The 18,113-nt window shown below is 37.2% G+C and carries 16 protein-coding genes and 1 tRNA gene; 7 read left to right on the top strand and 10 right to left on the bottom strand.

What is annotated here, in order from left to right:
• Positions 1 to 136: 136 nt before the first annotated feature.
• From ACQ2HF_RS05670 to ACQ2HF_RS05640, 7 genes are all read right to left on the bottom strand, one after another.
• The gene (locus tag ACQ2HF_RS05670; protein WP_432412555.1) at positions 137 to 613 is read right to left on the bottom strand and encodes an ExbD/TolR family protein; all 477 of its coding nucleotides are present in this window, start codon (positions 611 to 613) and stop codon (positions 137 to 139) included.
• A 13-nt stretch (positions 614 to 626) separates the two neighbouring features.
• A complete protein-coding gene (locus ACQ2HF_RS05665; RefSeq protein ID WP_432412554.1) occupies positions 627 to 1,256 on the bottom strand; it encodes an ExbD/TolR family protein in 630 nt (209 codons plus the stop codon).
• Positions 1,256 to 1,666, bottom strand: a complete 411-nt coding sequence (locus tag ACQ2HF_RS05660) for a hypothetical protein (RefSeq protein WP_432412553.1) — start codon at positions 1,664 to 1,666, stop codon at positions 1,256 to 1,258. The genes ACQ2HF_RS05665 and ACQ2HF_RS05660 overlap by 1 nt, the downstream gene beginning before the upstream one ends.
• Positions 1,667 to 1,687: 21 nt before the next feature.
• The gene (locus ACQ2HF_RS05655) at positions 1,688 to 2,491 is read right to left on the bottom strand and encodes a MotA/TolQ/ExbB proton channel family protein (protein ID WP_432412552.1); all 804 of its coding nucleotides are present in this window, start codon (positions 2,489 to 2,491) and stop codon (positions 1,688 to 1,690) included.
• 671 nt (positions 2,492 to 3,162) lie between these two features.
• Positions 3,163 to 3,247: transfer RNA gene (locus ACQ2HF_RS05650), tRNA-Ser, on the bottom strand.
• 116 nt (positions 3,248 to 3,363) lie between these two features.
• Positions 3,364 to 4,392: an asparaginase gene (locus ACQ2HF_RS05645; RefSeq protein WP_432412551.1), complete on the bottom strand. Its 1,029-nt coding sequence runs from the start codon at positions 4,390 to 4,392 to the stop codon at positions 3,364 to 3,366.
• Positions 4,393 to 4,409: 17 nt separating this feature from the next.
• Positions 4,410 to 5,174 carry a TatD family hydrolase gene (locus ACQ2HF_RS05640; protein ID WP_432412550.1) on the bottom strand — a complete coding sequence of 255 codons (765 nt, stop codon included), beginning with the start codon at positions 5,172 to 5,174 and terminating at the stop codon, positions 4,410 to 4,412.
• Positions 5,175 to 5,378: 204 nt separating this feature from the next.
• Between ACQ2HF_RS05640 and ACQ2HF_RS05635 the strand changes: the two genes are divergently transcribed.
• The 3 genes from ACQ2HF_RS05635 to ACQ2HF_RS05625 are packed head-to-tail and all read left to right on the top strand — an operon-like array spanning position 5,379 to position 8,536.
• Positions 5,379 to 5,852 (top strand): aspartyl protease family protein, encoded by a 474-nt coding sequence (locus ACQ2HF_RS05635; protein ID WP_432412549.1) that lies wholly within the window; start codon positions 5,379 to 5,381, stop codon positions 5,850 to 5,852.
• 48 nt (positions 5,853 to 5,900) lie between these two features.
• Positions 5,901 to 7,904 carry a tetratricopeptide repeat-containing sensor histidine kinase gene (locus ACQ2HF_RS05630; RefSeq protein ID WP_432412548.1) on the top strand — a complete coding sequence of 668 codons (2,004 nt, stop codon included), beginning with the start codon at positions 5,901 to 5,903 and terminating at the stop codon, positions 7,902 to 7,904.
• Positions 7,904 to 8,536, top strand: a complete 633-nt coding sequence (locus ACQ2HF_RS05625; RefSeq protein WP_432412547.1) for a response regulator — start codon at positions 7,904 to 7,906, stop codon at positions 8,534 to 8,536. The genes ACQ2HF_RS05630 and ACQ2HF_RS05625 overlap by 1 nt, the downstream gene beginning before the upstream one ends.
• Before the next feature lie 294 nt (positions 8,537 to 8,830).
• Here the strand turns inward: ACQ2HF_RS05625 and odhB are convergent, their stop codons facing one another.
• The gene (odhB, locus tag ACQ2HF_RS05620) at positions 8,831 to 10,129 is read right to left on the bottom strand and encodes a 2-oxoglutarate dehydrogenase complex dihydrolipoyllysine-residue succinyltransferase (protein WP_432412546.1); all 1,299 of its coding nucleotides are present in this window, start codon (positions 10,127 to 10,129) and stop codon (positions 8,831 to 8,833) included.
• 173 nt (positions 10,130 to 10,302) lie between these two features.
• Entirely contained in the window at positions 10,303 to 13,056 is a 2,754-nt protein-coding gene (locus ACQ2HF_RS05615) for a 2-oxoglutarate dehydrogenase E1 component (RefSeq protein WP_432412545.1), read from the bottom strand.
• Between the two features lie 114 nt (positions 13,057 to 13,170).
• Between ACQ2HF_RS05615 and ACQ2HF_RS05610 the strand changes: the two genes are divergently transcribed.
• Positions 13,171 to 13,698 carry a hypothetical protein gene (locus ACQ2HF_RS05610; protein WP_432412544.1) on the top strand — a complete coding sequence of 176 codons (528 nt, stop codon included), beginning with the start codon at positions 13,171 to 13,173 and terminating at the stop codon, positions 13,696 to 13,698.
• Positions 13,699 to 13,767: 69 nt separating this feature from the next.
• Here ACQ2HF_RS05610 and ACQ2HF_RS05605 read toward each other — a convergent pair whose 3' ends face one another.
• Positions 13,768 to 14,742 carry a polyprenyl synthetase family protein gene (locus ACQ2HF_RS05605; protein ID WP_432412543.1) on the bottom strand — a complete coding sequence of 325 codons (975 nt, stop codon included), beginning with the start codon at positions 14,740 to 14,742 and terminating at the stop codon, positions 13,768 to 13,770.
• Between the two features lie 164 nt (positions 14,743 to 14,906).
• Between ACQ2HF_RS05605 and ACQ2HF_RS05600 the strand changes: the two genes are divergently transcribed.
• From ACQ2HF_RS05600 to ACQ2HF_RS05590, 3 genes are read left to right on the top strand one after another with little or no spacing between them, the layout of a single operon-like run.
• Positions 14,907 to 15,518 (top strand): TetR/AcrR family transcriptional regulator, encoded by a 612-nt coding sequence (locus ACQ2HF_RS05600; RefSeq protein WP_432412542.1) that lies wholly within the window; start codon positions 14,907 to 14,909, stop codon positions 15,516 to 15,518.
• Positions 15,511 to 16,890, top strand: a complete 1,380-nt coding sequence (locus tag ACQ2HF_RS05595; protein WP_432412541.1) for a TolC family protein — start codon at positions 15,511 to 15,513, stop codon at positions 16,888 to 16,890. The genes ACQ2HF_RS05600 and ACQ2HF_RS05595 overlap by 8 nt, the downstream gene beginning before the upstream one ends.
• A 44-nt stretch (positions 16,891 to 16,934) precedes the next feature.
• Positions 16,935 to 18,101: an efflux RND transporter periplasmic adaptor subunit gene (locus ACQ2HF_RS05590; RefSeq protein ID WP_432413056.1), complete on the top strand. Its 1,167-nt coding sequence runs from the start codon at positions 16,935 to 16,937 to the stop codon at positions 18,099 to 18,101.
• Positions 18,102 to 18,113: the final 12 nt, after the last annotated feature.

Raw genomic sequence — 18,113 nt, 5'->3', positions numbered from 1 at the left:
TAATTACACCCTAATTTTGCGTTTTCCAATTAGGATATAAAACTATAATTCTAAATTTCAAGCAATATAACTGGATAGAGCCAAAAAAAAACGCCTTGAAGTATTTCAAGGCGTTTTTAAAAGTATGTTTGGAAAATTATTTATTATCCAACTCGGTTCCTGGAGCTGTTATATAAATAATCTTTACCATATTTAAATCTCTCAATTCTTCTTTAATATCGGTAACCAAACCAGTATTGGTTTCTTTATCTACCTTTAAAGCAACTACCACTCTATCCTGTAATTCAGGACGTAGTTTTTCACGGGCTTCTGTTAAGGCAAATTGAAGGCTAGAAACATCGGTAAATTTATCACCAATTTGAATCTTTCCTTCAGTACCAAACTTAGTTTGATATTGTTTACTAGGCTCCCCGGCATAAATGAATACGGAACGATCTTTCTTAAGTTTTTCAACTTCGTTTGCTTTTGGCAACACGTTCTTAATCATTAATTCATTGTTACGAAGTACCGTTACAACCATAAAGAAGAATAACAGCATAAATACAATATCTGGTAATGATGCTGTATTTACGGCTGGTATTTCGCCGCCTTTTTTCTTTTTAAATTTTGACATATTCTTCTAAGTTTTATTCGCCTCGTTTCTTAGGTTCGGCTTCAGAAAGTTTCAATGGGAACAAGTTCTGGACTTGCTCAAGCTTATCTTGGGCTGTCTCTATATTTCCTTGATATTTACCTTCATTAATAGAATTTTTAACATCTGTATACACAAAGTTAGGTCCAAAAAGACGTACAGATTCTCTATTACGAAGTTCATTATAAGCACCTACCAATTCGTTTTGAACGGCGATATACATCCTGTATGAAGTTAATCGATCGTTCTGAACAGATATAACTGCTTTGTCTGGATTATCTGAAGAACTTGGATCTCTTTTACCTTTACAGTGGTTACAGTATTCTGCACTTCCTGAGGGTGCTCCCCCATTGTCCAAAAATTCTATAGCTGCTTTCTTAAGGTCTTTTAGCTCCATGAGCTCTTCTTCAACCAATAACTGATCATTTTGGTTCACACTCACTATAAAGATATTCTTCTGCTTAAGTGGTGGTGGCGGCACATTTTCGTCTTGCTTAGGTGGTAACTGACGTGCAATTCCTTTATCCTTTTCGATGGTAGTTGTTACCAAGAAAAAGATAAGTAATAGGAATGCAATGTCTGCCATAGACCCAGCATTAACTTCTGGTGTTGCTCTTCTTGCCATTATTTATTTGTTATTTTTTTGAATCCGCTAAATACCATTAATCCAACAGCAACTACTGCCAAAATATAAAAGGTATAAAGCCCAGTTCCTACCCACTTCGAGCCAGATTCTGAAGTCATACCTCCATCATCTGGAAGTTGCATTGGGGTGCTATCTGCCAACACATAAGATACGATAATAACAGCAGCAAATACTCCTACCGAAATCAATGTTTTCTTTATGTCGCCTTCAAAAACTCCTTTTAGGACGAACACTAGTACCATCACTACTGTTACAGCAAAGACAAGGTACCCAACGTACATTAACCAATCCTGTGCAGACTCGTTTCCAGACAATAGCATTGCCATACAAACAACTCCTAGAAGTCCCAGAACGATTCCTATGATTTTAAAAATTTTATGTAAAGCCATAATTATATGGTGTGTTTTAAATTATTTTCTGTTTTTGTAGTCAACTAACATATCTATTAAAGTAATAGATGCATCTTCCATACTGTTTACAATACGGTCAATTTTTGCAATGATATAGTTGTAAAAAATCTGAAGTATAATAGCTACAATCAAACCAAATACGGTTGTTAAAAGTGCTACTTTAATACCTCCTGCTACCAGTGAAGGGTTCATATCACCCGCTGCTGCAATTTTATCAAACGCTAAGATCATCCCAATTACCGTACCCATGAAACCAAGCATTGGTGCCAAAGCGATAAATAACGAAATCCAAGATACGTTTTTCTCTAGTTGTCCCATTTGTACACCTCCGTAAGCAACAACTGCTTTCTCTGCAGCATCGATACTCTCGTCTGCACGATCAAGTCCTTGATAGTAAATAGAAGCAACAGGTCCTTTTGTATTTCTACAAACCTCTTTTGCAGCTTCAATACCACCACTATTAAGGGCATCTTCTACGTCTTGAGCAAGTTTTTGTGTATTGGTTGTAGAAAGGTTAAGGTAAATAATTCTTTCGATAGCAATTGCTAATCCTAGAATCAAACAAAGAAGTACAATCCCCATAAATTCTGGACCACCTTCTACAAAACGTTCTTTTAATTTTTGATGCCATCCACGGTCATCTGTGTCTCCCGCTGTGTCATCTTCTTGAACGAAGGTTACTGTAGCTGCCTGAGTTAATTGTTGCACGCTGGTTGGTGTAGTATTAGCTACAGTTGCGTTTGCATTTAACGATCCCGCAAAAACTAGTGCGGCAATTGCCATAATTGAAAATAATTTTTTCATTGCTATCGACTTAAAGTTTGTTTTTAGTTAAAGGTTTAAAGATATAAAATTATTATGGTATTCTGCAACATTAAATTTGCCTCTCGCTAATAAACACTTGTATTTCAGCGGATATAAATTTACGATTTCAGAATATGTGTTGTTTTTTTGCCTCAATTACTCTTAAATATATGCCTAAAAGCGAAAACGGACTTGAAAAGTACTGCTTTTATAGGTTCCCGCCAAAAAAATTGTATTCCATTATAGAGATAAAATGACACAAACTTGAAAAAAAACGGATGAAACAATACTTTTATTGAAAGGAACTACGCTTCACTAATACTTAGTAGTCCTTTAAAATTTACGGAAAGGCGGGTTTTGTTTTATTTCAAGAAGAATGCTTCTTACAGCATTAACTTGCGTTGATCCCAATTTGGAAATCTTGAACAATCATAGAAACCAACAAGCCCGAAAAGGGGCTTGGGTTTTTTATTTCAAGAATAAAACTTCGAGCTTAGGGGATTGGTTGGATTAACTGGTGTTGATCCCAATTTGGAAATCTTGAACAATCATAGAAACCAACAAGCCCGAAAAGGGGCTTGGGTTTTTTATTTCAAGAATAAAACTTCGAGCTTGCTCGGCTTTATTCTTGAAATAAAAAACCAGCAACTCACGTTGCTGGTTTCCTTTTGCAGAGAGGAAGGGATTCGAACCCTCGATACGTTGCCGTATACACGCTTTCCAAGCGTGCGCCTTAAGCCACTCGGCCACCTCTCTTTACCTATTCAAAGTTCAATGTTAAAGATTTAAAACCAAACTTTGGAACCCTAAATTCTTTTCAGGGTGCAAATAACGGTATTTTTAAAATTTCAGAATGAAAATAACACACAAATTTACGATAGTTCTCCTCGCAAAGAAGTTTCAAACAGTGTTTTAAAACTACTTGTGGATATTTCACGTCCCAGCAAGTACATTAATTTGGTTAATGCAGCTTCGGTAGTACAATCTTTCCCTGAAATTACTCCCATTTTTTTTAATGCTGTGCTGGTTTCATATATTCCCATGGCTACACTCCCGCCAGAGCACTGGGTAACGTTTACAACCGGAATCCCTTTTTTTATCACCTCTTTTAATGCTGTTGTAAACCATGGCTCTGTTGTCGTATTTCCACTACCATAGGTTTCCAGGATGAGTCCTTTTAAATTTTTATACCCTAATATGTGTTCAATGGTAGACTGGTCTATCCCTGGGAACATTTTCAATAAAACTATTCCGTTTGACATAGTTGTATGGGCTATAAACTTTTTTCGTCTGTTGGGGACATAAAGCGCACTGGTATTTACCTGAAGATGAACGCCGCTTTCTACCAGGGCTGGATAATTTAAAGAAGCAAAAGCCTCAAAATGTTCTGCATTAATTTTTGTGGTTCGGTTTGCTCTGTATAGTTTGTATTCAAAATAAAGGCAGACTTCCGTAATCTTTGAACGCCCTTTTTCCTGTAACGCAGCAATCTGTATGCTGGTAATTAGGTTTTCCTTTGCATCGGTTCTCAAGTCACCAATTGGCAATTGAGATCCTGTAAAAATTACTGGCTTGCTTAAATTTTCCAGCATAAAACTTAATGCAGACGCAGTGTAGGACATGGTATCACTACCATGTAATACTACAAAACCATCAAAATCAGTGTAATTTTCTTCAATGAGCAAAACAATTTGCGCCCAATAGGCTGGGTTCATATTAGAACTATCTATGGGAGTCTCAAAACTGGTAGTGTCTATCTCACAATCCAGCAATTTTAATTCTGGAATGTGTTGCAGTAACTCACCGAAATTGAAATTACGTAACGCGCCAGTTTCAAAATCTTTAATCATACCAATGGTTCCGCCAGTATATATAAGTAGTATTTTAGGTACTTCGGTCATACAGTTTCAATTGTCATTTAAATTCCAAAAACTTCTTTGGAATTTTGGGTTGTAACGTTTGCTACATCTTCTTCTGAAAGATTATAAATTTGTGCTACTTTCTTACACACTAAAGCTAGGTAACTGCTCTCATTACGCTTTCCGCGGAAGGGTGCGGGCGAAAGATACGGCGAATCGGTCTCTAGCACAATGTGTTTTAAATCAATTTGATTTAAAAACGTATCAATTTTTCCGTTTTTGAAGGTGGCTACCCCACCAATTCCCAACTTCATATTGAAGCCTATCGCCTTATGGGCTTGTTCCAAAGTACCTGTGAAGCAATGAAAAATACCAAAGAGATTTGCATCTTTCTCCGTTTCTAAAACTTCAAAAATTTCGTCAAAGGCATCACGACAATGAATCACGATGGGAAGTTGATATTTTTTTGCCAGCTGAATTTGTTCTCTAAAAGCAATTTGCTGGATTTCCAACGTGCTTTTATCCCAATATAAATCGATTCCAATTTCACCTACGGCATAAAAATTTCGTTTTTTAAATTGCTCTTTTATATGTGTTAATTCGGCTCTGTAATTTTCTTTAACCGAAGTAGGATGCAATCCCATCATTAGGAAAACTTCTTCTGGAAAGTCTTTCTCTAATTGATACATAGCCTGAGTAGTGCCTGAGTCTATTGCGGGAATAAAAAACCGGGTCACGCCTGCATCCTTTGCGCGTTGCATCATTTCTTTTTGGTCTTCATTAAAAGCGTCACTATAGAGATGTGTATGAGTATCTGTCAACATAGTTGCAAAACTACATATTGAATTGGTTTAAATTTTTTCTTTTATCTAAAAATTTAAAGCCGTTTGTAACAGGGTAAACTATTTTCCACCTCAATTTTATAATTTTTAGCTTCCGTAGCTATTGCTATTTTTCAAAAAAACTATTGTATAAAATCAAAAAAACATACATTTTAGGTTCCAAATAAAAAGTGTAAACCACTTACTTTGTTCCCTATCTTTACAAAAAAACAGTTGACTACGTTACGTATATTTTTAGAAGATACCGGATTTTACAGAATTCCTCTTACAAAACTTGCTACAGGACATTATAAGTTTACCGCAAAAATAAATAATTGTAAAGGTAGCTTTATCCTAGATACTGGGGCTTCTACCAGTTGTATTGGTATAGATAGGATTGAACAGTTTTCTTTGCTCAATGAAGACAGCGAAATAAAAGCAGCGGGTGCCGGAGCCATCAATATGGAAACCCAAATAGCGCGCAATAATATGTTTTCTGTGAAAAAGCTTAGTTTAACTGAAACCGATTTTATACTTTTTGACCTTTCACATGTAAATGAAGCACTAGCCCAAGCCAGTGAAAAAGCCATTGATGGAATTATTGGAGCCGATCTACTTAAAAGGTATAGAGCTGTAATAGATTATGGCCGCAATTGTTTTTACTTAAAGATAAACCGCTAAAAATCATAGGGTTTTCAGTATCTTTGAGCACCAAATTTGTATTTCGGTTTGAAAAAATTGTACTTACTACTATTCACTTTTCTCTTTTCTCTTGGTTGCTTTAGTCAGGATGTCTCGTACTATATAAAAGCGTCGGACACCACTAGCAATGCAGTAATGCGCTTGATAGCCTTAGATTCGGTAGTCTCTAAAACCCGAAAGACAAATCCGGATCTTTTTATTGAATTTAGCCAGAAATACATCACGCTCGCCAAAGAACTGGACAGCATAAGTGCTGCGGCAAAAAAAGCAATGAATCTGCAAGATCTTCTTACCAATTATAAAAATGATCCAAAGAGAGCGCTAACTATTATAAATAGTGTCCTGGCTGAAAAGTATAAATTAAAAGACAGCTTTTATCTAGGAGGTCTTTATTTGAAAAGAGGGGGTGCTCATTTTGGTCTTGACCTTAAAGAAGCTATTAAAGACTACACGCTTGCTATTGAAAATTTTGGACAAAATGATTCTATTTATGTAGCAGACGCTTACTTATTTAGAGGGCAGGCATACTCCAGTATGGGAAAGTTTGTTCCAGCTGGTGAAAACTTTGATATTGCCTATAAGATTTTTGAAGCCTTAAAGGATTACGAATACATGGCCCACGCGCAACAAGGCACAATTACCATGTTTAGTATGAATGGTTTTTTCGACAAGGCAAAAGCCGAAAGAGAGAAACTTATTGCCAAAATGGAAGATTTAGGGCTTAAAGAATACGTGGCAACAGAGCAGTACAACCAAGCACTTGATTATAAGAGAGTAAATAATAGCAAAGAACAATACCGCAGCCTTTTAAAAGCAGTTTCAAATATCTCATTAGAATCGAAAGGAAGCACGCTGCACATTGGGGTTTTATCGAGTCTCGCTGCTTATTATAGTACACATGAACACTATGAAAAAGCCGCTGAAACATTAAAGGAAATTGAAACTTATAAAGAAAAGATAGAAAATGATAGTTATGCAAAACTAATGTATAGTGATGCAAAAGCCACCTATTTGGATAAGACCGGGCGACATATTTTAGCTTTAAATTTTGCAAATAAAAAACTGGAAACTGCTATAAAAATAGGCTACAATGAAGAAATAATGGACGCGCATCTTTTACTTTCTGAGATCTATGAAAACCTGAACGACTATAAAGCTAGCCTTGCAAATAAGAAGTTGTACCTGACTAAAAAAGACTCCTTGTTTAATGCATCCTCTGCAAATTCGCTGGCCTATTACCAGACCTTGTACGAAACAGAAAAAAAGGAACACGAGCTTATCTCAAAAAACACCAATATTCAATTGTTGGAAAAAGATAATGATGCCTTTAGAAAGTTTATTATTTTATGTGGTATAGCGATCGTGCTTACGTTCGTTTTAATTCAATTATATCGTAATCAATTACATTTAAAAAAGAAGAAAACGTTGCAGGAAGAATTTAGTCAGGAACTTTTGGCGTCACAAGAAAATGAACGCAGACGTATTTCAAAAGATTTACACGACGGACTTGGACAGCAATTATTAGTGCTAAAAAATAAACTCATCACATCTGGTAATACCGAGGCCAAAAAAATGGTAGATGCCACGATTGAAGAAGTACGTACCATTTCCAGGGATTTGCATCCGTTTCAGCTACAGGAATTAGGGATTACAAAAGCCATAGAACATACCATTACACAAATAGATGAGAATACGTCTTTGTTTATATCGTATGAAATAGAAAATATTGACAATTTGTTTACACCAGATCAAGAGGTAAATATTTACAGGATTGTTCAGGAAAGTTTGAGTAATACATTAAAACACGCCAATGCCGAAGCCAGTAAAGTTTCGGTTAAAAAAATGGCAGATCAAGTTATCATTTCAATACGTGACAATGGCCAAGGGTTTGAATTTTCAGAAAAACTGAAAAACATAAAATCTTTAGGATTAAAAACGCTCATGGAGCGTACAAAATTTTTAAAAGGACACATGAAAGTGCAATCCAAGAAGCAAGATGGCACTTTCATAGAATTTCAATTTCCTTATTAATGGAGACAACTACTATCATAACAGCAGACGATCATCCGCTTTTACTTAAAGGGTTAAACGATTTTTTATTGGAGCGTGGATATAATATTATTGGTAGTGGTAAAAATGGTCGTGAAGCCTACAACCTTATCGTTAATAAAAATCCAAATATTGCTATTTTAGATATCCAAATGCCTTTTATGTCTGGAATAGAAATAGCGCAAAAGTGTAAAACCGATTGCTCGGAAACAAAGATTATACTCATTACCCTACATAAAGAACGTGAAATTTATGAGCAAGCCAAAGAGTTGAATATATTTGGGTATATCTTAAAAGAATTTGCCCTGGAAGAAATTGAAACGTGTCTAGACAATGTAATAAACGGGGAGCATTATTTTAGCCCCAACATTGCCACAAACTTAAATAAGAAGAATCCAGATACTAGTATCCTCTCTGTATTAACACCTTCTGAAAAGAAAATCTTAAAGCTTATTGCCAAGGATAAAACCAATAAAGAAATAGCATCCCTTTTGTTTATTTCCTATCGTACTGTAGAAAAACACAGAAGTAATATTATTCACAAACTTGATCTCGAACAAAAAACGAATAGTTTACTAATTTGGGCAAAACAAAACCAAGCAAACCTAAACTAATCAACAGCTTAAAAAAAAATACGTATAAATACGTATTGTACCCCGCACAGATTTTTCCCAATTTTACCCTATGGAAAATATAACACAAGTACCCGTGGAAAAAAAGAAATTGACCTTGAGACAAAAAATCACAATGGTGTTTTTAACCACGTGTGTAGTTTTTGTTATTCTACTAAATATTGTAAATCTTATTTTAGCAATATAAAATTCAACTTTTCAACTAACTACTGAATTTAAAAACCCAGCCTTTTGGCTGGGTTTTTTGTAACGTATCGTCAAATGAAACTTCCTTATTTATAATTCTAACGCTTTTTTCACATCATTATCCATTAACAGCTCCGTTGGGCTTTCTAAAGCTTCTTTTACAGCGACTAAGAAACCAACCGATTCCTTGCCGTCTATAATCCTATGATCGTATGATAGCGCAACGTACATAATTGGAGCAATGGTTACACCGCCGTCTTTAGCAATGGGTCGCTCTACAATATTGTGCATTCCCAAAATACCCGATTGTGGCGGGTTAATGATAGGGGTGCTTAACATACTTCCAAAAACGCCTCCGTTTGAAATAGTGAATGTTCCGCCCGTCATTTCATCCACAGTTATTTTTCCATCACGTGCTCGCAATGCCAGTCTTTTTACTTCGCTTTCTACACCTCTAAAGCTTAAATTTTCAGCATTTCTTATTACGGGCACCATCAATCCTTTTGGTCCCGATACAGCAATGGAAATATCCTTATAGTCGAACGTCAACATTTCTTTACCATCTATCATACTGTTCACAGACGGGTACATTTCTAAAGCTCTTACTACCGCTAGTGTAAAGAAAGACATAAAGCCAAGGCTTACTCCGTGCTTCTCTTTAAAAGTTTCTTTGTATTCTTTTCTTAGATCGAAAATTGCCGTCATATCCACCTCATTAAAGGTCGTTAGCATGGCCGTTGTGTTTTTGGCTTCTACCAAACGCTCTGCCACTTTACGTCGCAGCATAGAAAGTTTTGTGCGAGAAGAACCTCTATCCCCTGTCCCTGGAGTACCCATGGATGGGGTGGCGTTTTCTGCATCACTTTTGGTAATTCTACCGTCACGACCTGAACCTTTTACGTCTTTGGCATCCATGTCTTTCTCTGCAAGAATTTTCTTAGCAGAAGGCGAAGGTGTGCCCGTAGCATATGTTTTACTCTCCTTGGCAGAAGCATCCTGCTGTTGCGTTTCTTTTACGGGTGCAGCTTTTTCCCCTGTATCCTTATTCTCAGCATCTGCTTTGTCTAGGTCCGGGCCCGCATTACCCTCCCCTTTTTCATCACCTGGCTTATCGTAGGTTTCAGTAGATTCATCTCCACCGCCTGGTTTTTCAGCTTCGGTATCGATTAAACAAATTACTTCTCCTACGCCTACTGCATCACCTTCTTCAGCTTTAAAAGTAATGATTCCGCTGGCTTCTGCCGGAAGTTCCAGGGTAGCTTTGTCGCTATCTACTTCGGCAATTGCCTGATCTTTTTCAACCCAAGAGCCATCTTCTACAAGCCATTGTGCTATTTCAACTTCGGTGATGGACTCTCCCGGTGAAGGAACTTTCATTTCTAATGCCATACTAAATTATTTATTTCATTCCCTCGAAGGAGGGAATCTATTATCTATTACTATTCTTAATTGGTATTATAACTTATAACACTTTTAAAATTCTATACTTTAATGTAGGTTTCGACTGCGCTCAACCAGACATTTTTAAACACTTAAAGATGCTAATAAAAAGTGGAAAAACACTACTTCATATCCTTATCAAATACACTTTCAATCACTTTTAAATGTCGCGCTTTGCTTCTTACGCTACTTCCAGCTGCTGGAGCGGCGTACATTTTTCGACTACACACACGCCACTTTCTTGTTTCTTCAAAATGAAGCAATAAGTGTGAATACGCTCCCATATTGCGTGGCTCTTCTTGTGCCCACACTATATCGTCTGCATTTTTATATTTTTTTAATAGTGCTTTTATCTCTTTAACGGGTATTGGAAATACTTGCTCTACACGTACCAAAGCTACATCATCTCGCTTGTCTTCTTCTTTCTTTTCTAGTAAATCGTAATAGAATTTTCCGGTTAAGAATACCAAACTTTTCACCTTTGCCACTTTTGCATCCGGGTCGTCCAGCACCATTTGGAAACTGCCATTGGCCAGTTCTTCTTTTGTTGATAGCACCTTGGGGTGACGCAACAAACTCTTAGGCGTAAACACTATTAAAGGTTTACGATAGTTTACTTTTAATTGTCTGCGTAATAAATGGAACATTTGTGCTGGTGTGGTTACATCTACCACAAACATGTTATCCTTTGCGCACAATTGCAAATAGCGCTCCATTCTTGCTGAAGAGTGCTCTGCTCCTTGTCCTTCATATCCGTGGGGCAATAATAGTACCAACCCGTTTTGAAGTTTCCATTTATCTTCGGCAGCAGAAATATATTGATCTATCATTATTTGAGCTCCATTGCTGAAATCTCCAAACTGTGCTTCCCAGATCGTAAGTGTAATTGGGCTTGCCATGGCATATCCATAATCAAATCCAACCACTCCATATTCCGACAGTAATGAATTGTATATAAAGAAATTTGCCTGCTCTCCTTTTAACTGGTTCAACAATACAATTTCTTCTTCGCTTTCTTCTACTTTTACTACGGCGTGACGGTGGCTAAATGTTCCACGCTCCACATCCTGCCCGCTCATACGTACATCGTGTCCTTCTTTTAATAATGAACCGTATGCCAGCAATTCCCCCATAGCCCAATCCAGTTGATTGTCCTCAAAATACATGGTCTTTCTCGCTTCAATCAATTTTGAAATTTTACGCAAAAACTTCTTGTCTTTTGGTAATTGGGTAATCACTTCAGCAATTTCGGTGAGCTTGTCAAGATCGAAACTAGTATCTGCCGTTTCCATCATTTTATCTTCTTCGGCCTGTTCGTATCCTTCCCACTCATCTTGCATAAAAGGAGTGATCCTTGTTTTTTCTTCCTTTCGGGAATCTTCCAAGTTCTCCTCTAATTTGTCTTTGTATTCTTGCTCTAACGTTTCAGTGTGTCCTTTTTCAATAACACTTTCTTTGAAGAGCTTTTCAGCATAAATATCACGCGGATTGCTATGTTTGCTAATTGCCTTATATAATTTAGGCTGGGTAAAACGAGGTTCGTCTCCTTCGTTATGACCATACTTTCGGTATCCCAGTAAGTCTATAAATACATCACGAGCAAATTTCATGCGGAAATGCAACGCAAATTCCATAGCGTGAACCACTGCTTCAACATCGTCTGCATTTACATGCAATACTGGTGATAACGTTACTTTTGCTACATCGGTACAATAGGTTGAGGAACGACCGTCCAGATAATTCGTAGTAAAACCTACTTGGTTGTTCACCACAATATGTATAGTACCTCCCGTTTTGTAGCCATCCAGTTGTGCCATTTGCACTATCTCGTATACTAATCCTTGCCCTGCAATAGCAGCGTCTCCATGTACAATAATGGGCAATACAGCTTTTGGGTTATCCCTATGGTGGTCATCTTGTTTTGCTCGGGCAATACCCTGCACTACGGCTCCAACGGTTTCTAGGTGTGACGGATTGGGAGCAATATTTAAGTTTATTTCGTGACCGGAATCTGTAGTTCGCATAGAAGTCCAACCCAGGTGATATTTTACATCACCATCAAAAATATCTTCGGCATAGTCTTTACCGTCAAATTCGCTAAAAATATCTTTCGCACTTTTTCCGAAAATATTAGTTAACGTACTCAAACGGCCACGGTGAGCCATTCCCAGTACAAATTCTTTTACGCCATTTGCTGCGGCGTTTTCAATAAGTGAATCCAGTGCTGGGATCAAACTTTCCCCACCCTCAAGCGAAAAACGTTTTTGACCTACATATTTTGTGTGTAAGAAATTTTCGAACGAAACAGCTTCGTTTAATTTCTTTAAGATTTGTTTCTTTTTTTCTGCTGAAAATTTAGGCTGATTGTCATTTATATTCAGCTTGTTTTGTATCCACTCTATCTCTTCTGGCTTACGAATAAACATATATTCAATCCCAATACTCTCGCAGTAAATACTATTTAAGTGTTTTAGAATGTCTTCCAGAGAACTTGTCCCCATACCTATAACTTCTCCCGCTTTAAAAGTGGTTTGTAAGTCGGCTTTTGAAAGGCCAAAATTTTCAATATCAAGTGATGGCTCGTATTTTCTACGTTCACGAACCGGATTTGTTTTGGTAAATAAATGCCCACGGGTTCGGTACCCATCAATAAGTTTAATTACCTGAAATTCTTTTAAAACTTCCTCGGTTACTACAGCGCCGTTTGGAGTTTCAATGCCGAGTCCTTCTAGCGAACCACTTTCTATTCCAAAGTCGAAACCCTGGAAAAAAGCGCGCCAGCTAGCCTCAACGCTATCTGGAAATTGTAAATATTTATCGTAGAGATCTGCGATTTGTGCAGGATGAACTGCATTTAAGAAGGAATATTTATCCATAGTTGGATGATTCAGCGTATTGTTTAGATAAAACGGTACAAAAATACAACAATTACGCAAAACACCATATTACGTTTTTGTATATTTATAGATACAATTACTAAATTTTTCCCAATGAAAATCTTCTGCTCCCGCTCATTAAAATTTCTGTTAATACCAATTCTCCTAACCGTATTGCCAAAAATAGCTTCAGCACAAGAAACAACCAATCCTTTTTGGGAGAAGGTTCAGTTTGGTGGCGGATTGGGAATAAGTTTTGGTAATGGAGGTTTTAGTGGCACGATTGCTCCTAGCGCCATTTATAATTTTAACGACTATTTTGCAATGGGGCCTTCGCTTATTTTTAGCTACCAAAGTTTTGATTTTTATAAAACCACTTTATATGGTGGCAGTTGGATTGTGTTGGCAAACCCAATTCCCCAGATTCAACTCTCTGCCGAAATTGAACAATTGCGAGTGAACAGAACCATTAAAGATATAGATATTAATCTTGAAAATAATTTTTGGAATACCGCCCTTTTCGTAGGAGCAGGGTATCGTGCAGGATTTGTAACTATTGGATTACGTTATAATGTGTTGTATAACGATCGTGACAGGGTGTATGCTACGGCCTGGAATCCTTTTGTGAGAGTTTACTTTTAGCCCCCTCCCAACCTCCCCGAAGGGGAATTTCTTAAAAAGCTCCTCTCCTTCGGGGAGGTTGGGAGGGGACTACACCGTCCTTTCCATCAACCAATTTCCAAATGCTCGTAATTTTTCTTTCTTCTCTTCGGAAAGTTTCAGGGTTTCTAAAATGGTATTTGCTTTTTTAGTGTAGGCTTCAATTTCGGCAATGGTAGCTTTGGCGGCTCCTGACGATTGAAATATTTCTTTTACCGTTTCAATTTTTTCTGAGGTGTCCTTAGGGTTTATGTTGAATAAATGTTCTAAGGTTTCAGCTTCGGCTTTTTTACTGTTTTTAAGGGCTGTTAAGTATAAAAAGGTCTTTTTATTGGCAATAATATCGCCTCCAACCTGTTTTCCAAAAGTTTCTGGATTTCCGAAGGCATCCAGGTAATCATCTTGTAGTTGAAATGCAATCCCTAAATTCCTTCCAAAATCATACGCACCCTGGCAACAACGTTCTGAAGCTTCGGCAACAATAGCACCCATTTTCATCGCTGCACCAATAAGTACGGCAGTTTTATAGTCTATCATTTTAATATACTCGGGAATCGTTACATCGTCCCGCGTTTCAAAATCAACATCGTATTGCTGGCCTTCGCATACTTCCAAAGCCGTTTTACTGAACAACTTAGCTAATTCCTGAAACTGCGCTGGTTCATAGGCTTCAAATAATTGATATGCCAAAATAAGCATGGCGTCACCACTTAAAATCCCCGTATTAATGTCCCACTTTTCATGTACAGTTTCTTTTCCACGACGTATGGGAGCTTTGTCCATAATATCGTCATGAATAAGTGAAAAATTATGAAACAACTCCACTGCCAAAGCAGCATTCATAGCTTTTGTGTAATTATCTCCGAAGAAATCTGCTGTTAAAAGCGTGAGTACAGGGCGTAATCTTTTCCCACCTAAGGTAAGAATGTACTTTACTGGTTCGTACAATTGTATGGGCTCCTTTACGGTAACCGCACTATCGAGGTGGGACGCGAGCGCTTGGCTATATTTTGTGAGCAATTCCATAGATAAATTTTGAAGCAAAAATAGTACTTGCCCGCAACATTGTCGCCAAAAGAAACCGAAAATTGGATACCCAACATAATTCTTAATGAAATGTTAAATAATTATAAAACTTTGGAAACTATAAATGTTTTTAAAGTTTCCTGTAGTATTTTTGCACCCAGCATATGAAAGATAAAATAATACATAAAGCAACCGACCTTTTTATCACTTTAGGATTTAAGAGTGTGACCATGGATGATATTGCGAATGAGATGGGAATCTCTAAAAAAACCATTTATACTCATTTTAGTAACAAGACGGCGTTGGTAAAGGAAGTTACCCTATCTCTCTTTGAAACTATTTCCTGCGGGATAGATACTATTAGGGCACAAGAAAAAAATCCTATCGAAGAATTATATGAAATTAAAAAATATATGATGCTTCAGTTAAAGAATGAAAAGTCTTCGCCTCAATACCAACTTCAAAAATACTATCCGGAGATTTACGATACTTTAAAAGGAAAGCACTTTGAAAAAATGCACGCCTGCACGCTTATAAACTTACAACGAGGAATTTCGCAAGGACTCTATCGAAAAACATTGGCTATAGAATTTGTAGCCCGCATGTATTTTATTGGCGTAAATGGCATAAAAGACGGAGCCCTTTTTCCACTGGAGAAATTTCCGAAAGCAGCTCTTTTTGAAGAATATCTAGAATACCACCTTCGAGGTATTGTAACAAAAGAAGGACTACAAACTCTTAATAAATTTATAAAAAACACTGTACACAATGCGTAACGTATTAGTAATCATAGCATTCTTAGGCATCGTTGGGATTGCTTCTGCACAAAATAGCAAAAGCTACAATTTCACGATGGAAGAAGCTGTAATTTTTGCCATAGATAGTAATTATACTGCTCTAAATGCTCGTCGCGACATAGCAAAAGCTATTAAGCAAAAATGGGAAACCACCGCCACAGGATTACCACAAATTAGCGGAAACATCACCTACCAAAACAATTTAAAGCAACAGGTAACACTTATTCCTGCAGAATTTAGCGGTGGTGCGCCTGGTACTTTTGTTCCTGTAGTTTTTGGAACCAAGCAAAATGCAAGTGCGGTTGCTACCTTAAATCAGTTAATATTTGATGGTAGTTATCTCGTAGGGCTACAAGCCGCCAAAGCCTTTTTAGATTTTTCTGAAAATGCTGCTGAAAAAACCAATCTGGAAGTGAGAAAAGGAGTGATTAATGCCTACGGAAGTGTCTTACTTTCCGAAGAACTCATCGCTATTTTCGAAAAGAACAAAGAAGCACTCGAAAAAAACGTTTACGAGACCCGAAAGATTTTTGAAAACGGACTCACAGAAGAAGAAAGCGTAGAACAATTGGAGATCACACTACTAGATGTTGAAACACAACTAAGCAATGCGCGACGCAGCAGTACTATTGCAAAGCAGATGTTTAATGTAGCCCTTGGAATTCCTGTAGAAAGCACTGTTTTTTTTGAGGATACTTTAGACACCTTGGCCGAGCAAGGAACTAACCTTCAACTCCTGGATGAAAGCTTAAACATTCAAAAAAATGCCGATTATAAAATTGCGTATAATCTTACAGAACAACGTAGCTTAGAGATGAAGTTGGAGAAAAGTAAAGCGTTGCCAAGTATATCAGCATTTATTAATTATGGAACGTCTGCCTTTAGGGATGAATTTGATTTTTTCGAAGCTGGCCAACCTTGGTTTCAATCTTCTCTGTTGGGTGTGAGTATGAACGTTCCCATTTTTAGTAGTGGGATGCGGAGTGCAAAAACACAACGTGCCAGAATTGCTTTAGATCAAGCCGAAACCGAACTGGAAGAAACCATTCAGAATGTAACTTTACAACTTAACACTGCAAAAAGTAATTATCAATTTGCTATTGAAAAATTTGAAAATGCTAAAAAGAACAAAGCCTTGGCAGAGCGAATCGAAACTAAGAATCAAGTTAAGTTTACTGAAGGCTTGAGTACTAGTTTCGACTTACGCCAGGCACAAACACAGCTATATACCGCACAACAACAATACTTCCAGAGTATGTTGGACGTCATAAATGGAAAGGCCGAAATAGAAACTGTATTAAACACTCCAGAGCTACGTATAGAGTCTGAAGAAATAAAAGGGAAGTATTAAAAATCAATCAAAAAAGCATGAAATTATTAAAATATATCCAACCCATGAAATATTCAATCCTACTTTTAACCCTCTCTATCTTCCTTACCTCTTGCGGTGGCGGTGGAGAAAAAACAGTTGACGGTGTTATAGAAAGCGGCGACTTAGTGGCCCTTCAGAAAAAAAAGGACGAGCTCACTACACAGCAACAGGAAATTCACGATCAGTTAAAGCAATTGGACGAGAAAATTGACGAATTAAACCCTGAAAAAAACATACCATTAATTACCGCTTTTACAGCAAAAGACACCGTTTTTAATCACTACGTTGAATTGCAGGGTAGTGTTGAGACCAAGCAAAACCTGGTAATCACTCCAGAAATGGGTGGAATCCTGAAACGTGTGTATGTAAAAGAAGGAGACAAAGTAAGCAAAGGACAGTTGTTGGCGAGTGTAGACGACGGCGGTATGGGACAACAATTGGCACAAATGCAGGTGCAAGCAGATCTGGCAAAAACTACATTTGAACGTCAAAAACGATTGTGGGATCAAAAAATTGGAAGCGAGATACAGTACTTACAAGCAAAATCTAATTTTGAAGGACAGCAAAATGCTATTAATTCTATGAAGCAACAATTAGGGAAAGCGAGCATTAGAGCTCCATTTTCAGGAACTATTGACGACGTAATTACAGAGCAGGGAAGTGTTGTTGCACCAGGACAAACGCCTATTATGAGGCTTGTAAATTTAAGCGATATGTATATCCAGACCGATGTTCCAGAAACCTATATAACCAATGTAAAAACAGGGAAAGATGTAGAAGTTATGTTTCCAGTGTTAAACAAAACAATGGATGCAAAAATTAGACAAACAGGAGATTTTATAAACCCTGAAAACCGAACGTTTAAAGTTGAAATTGCAGTTCCCAATACCGATAAAACCATCAAACCTAACCTCACCGCTAGATTAAAAATTAATGACTACACCAACGAGAAAGCAATTTTAATTCCGCAGAGCATTATTTCCGAAAATGCAGATGGCGAACAATACATTTATATTCTTGAAAATAGCGAGGGACAAAAAGCGGTAGCAAAACGTGTGATTATTAAAACTGGAATAAGCCAGGGCGATGTAATTGAAGTATTAAGCGGGCTAAATGATGGCGACCAGATTATAGAAGAAGGCGCAAGAAGCGTAAAAGATGGGCAAACCGTAAAGATAATTTCGTATTAAACTATCGATTTT

The sequence above is a fragment of the Rasiella sp. SM2506 genome (genome assembly GCF_050859505.1).
In the GTDB taxonomy this organism is placed as follows: Bacteria; Bacteroidota; Bacteroidia; order Flavobacteriales; family Flavobacteriaceae; genus Marinirhabdus.
This window is presented reverse-complemented; position numbering and strand designations above follow the sequence as displayed.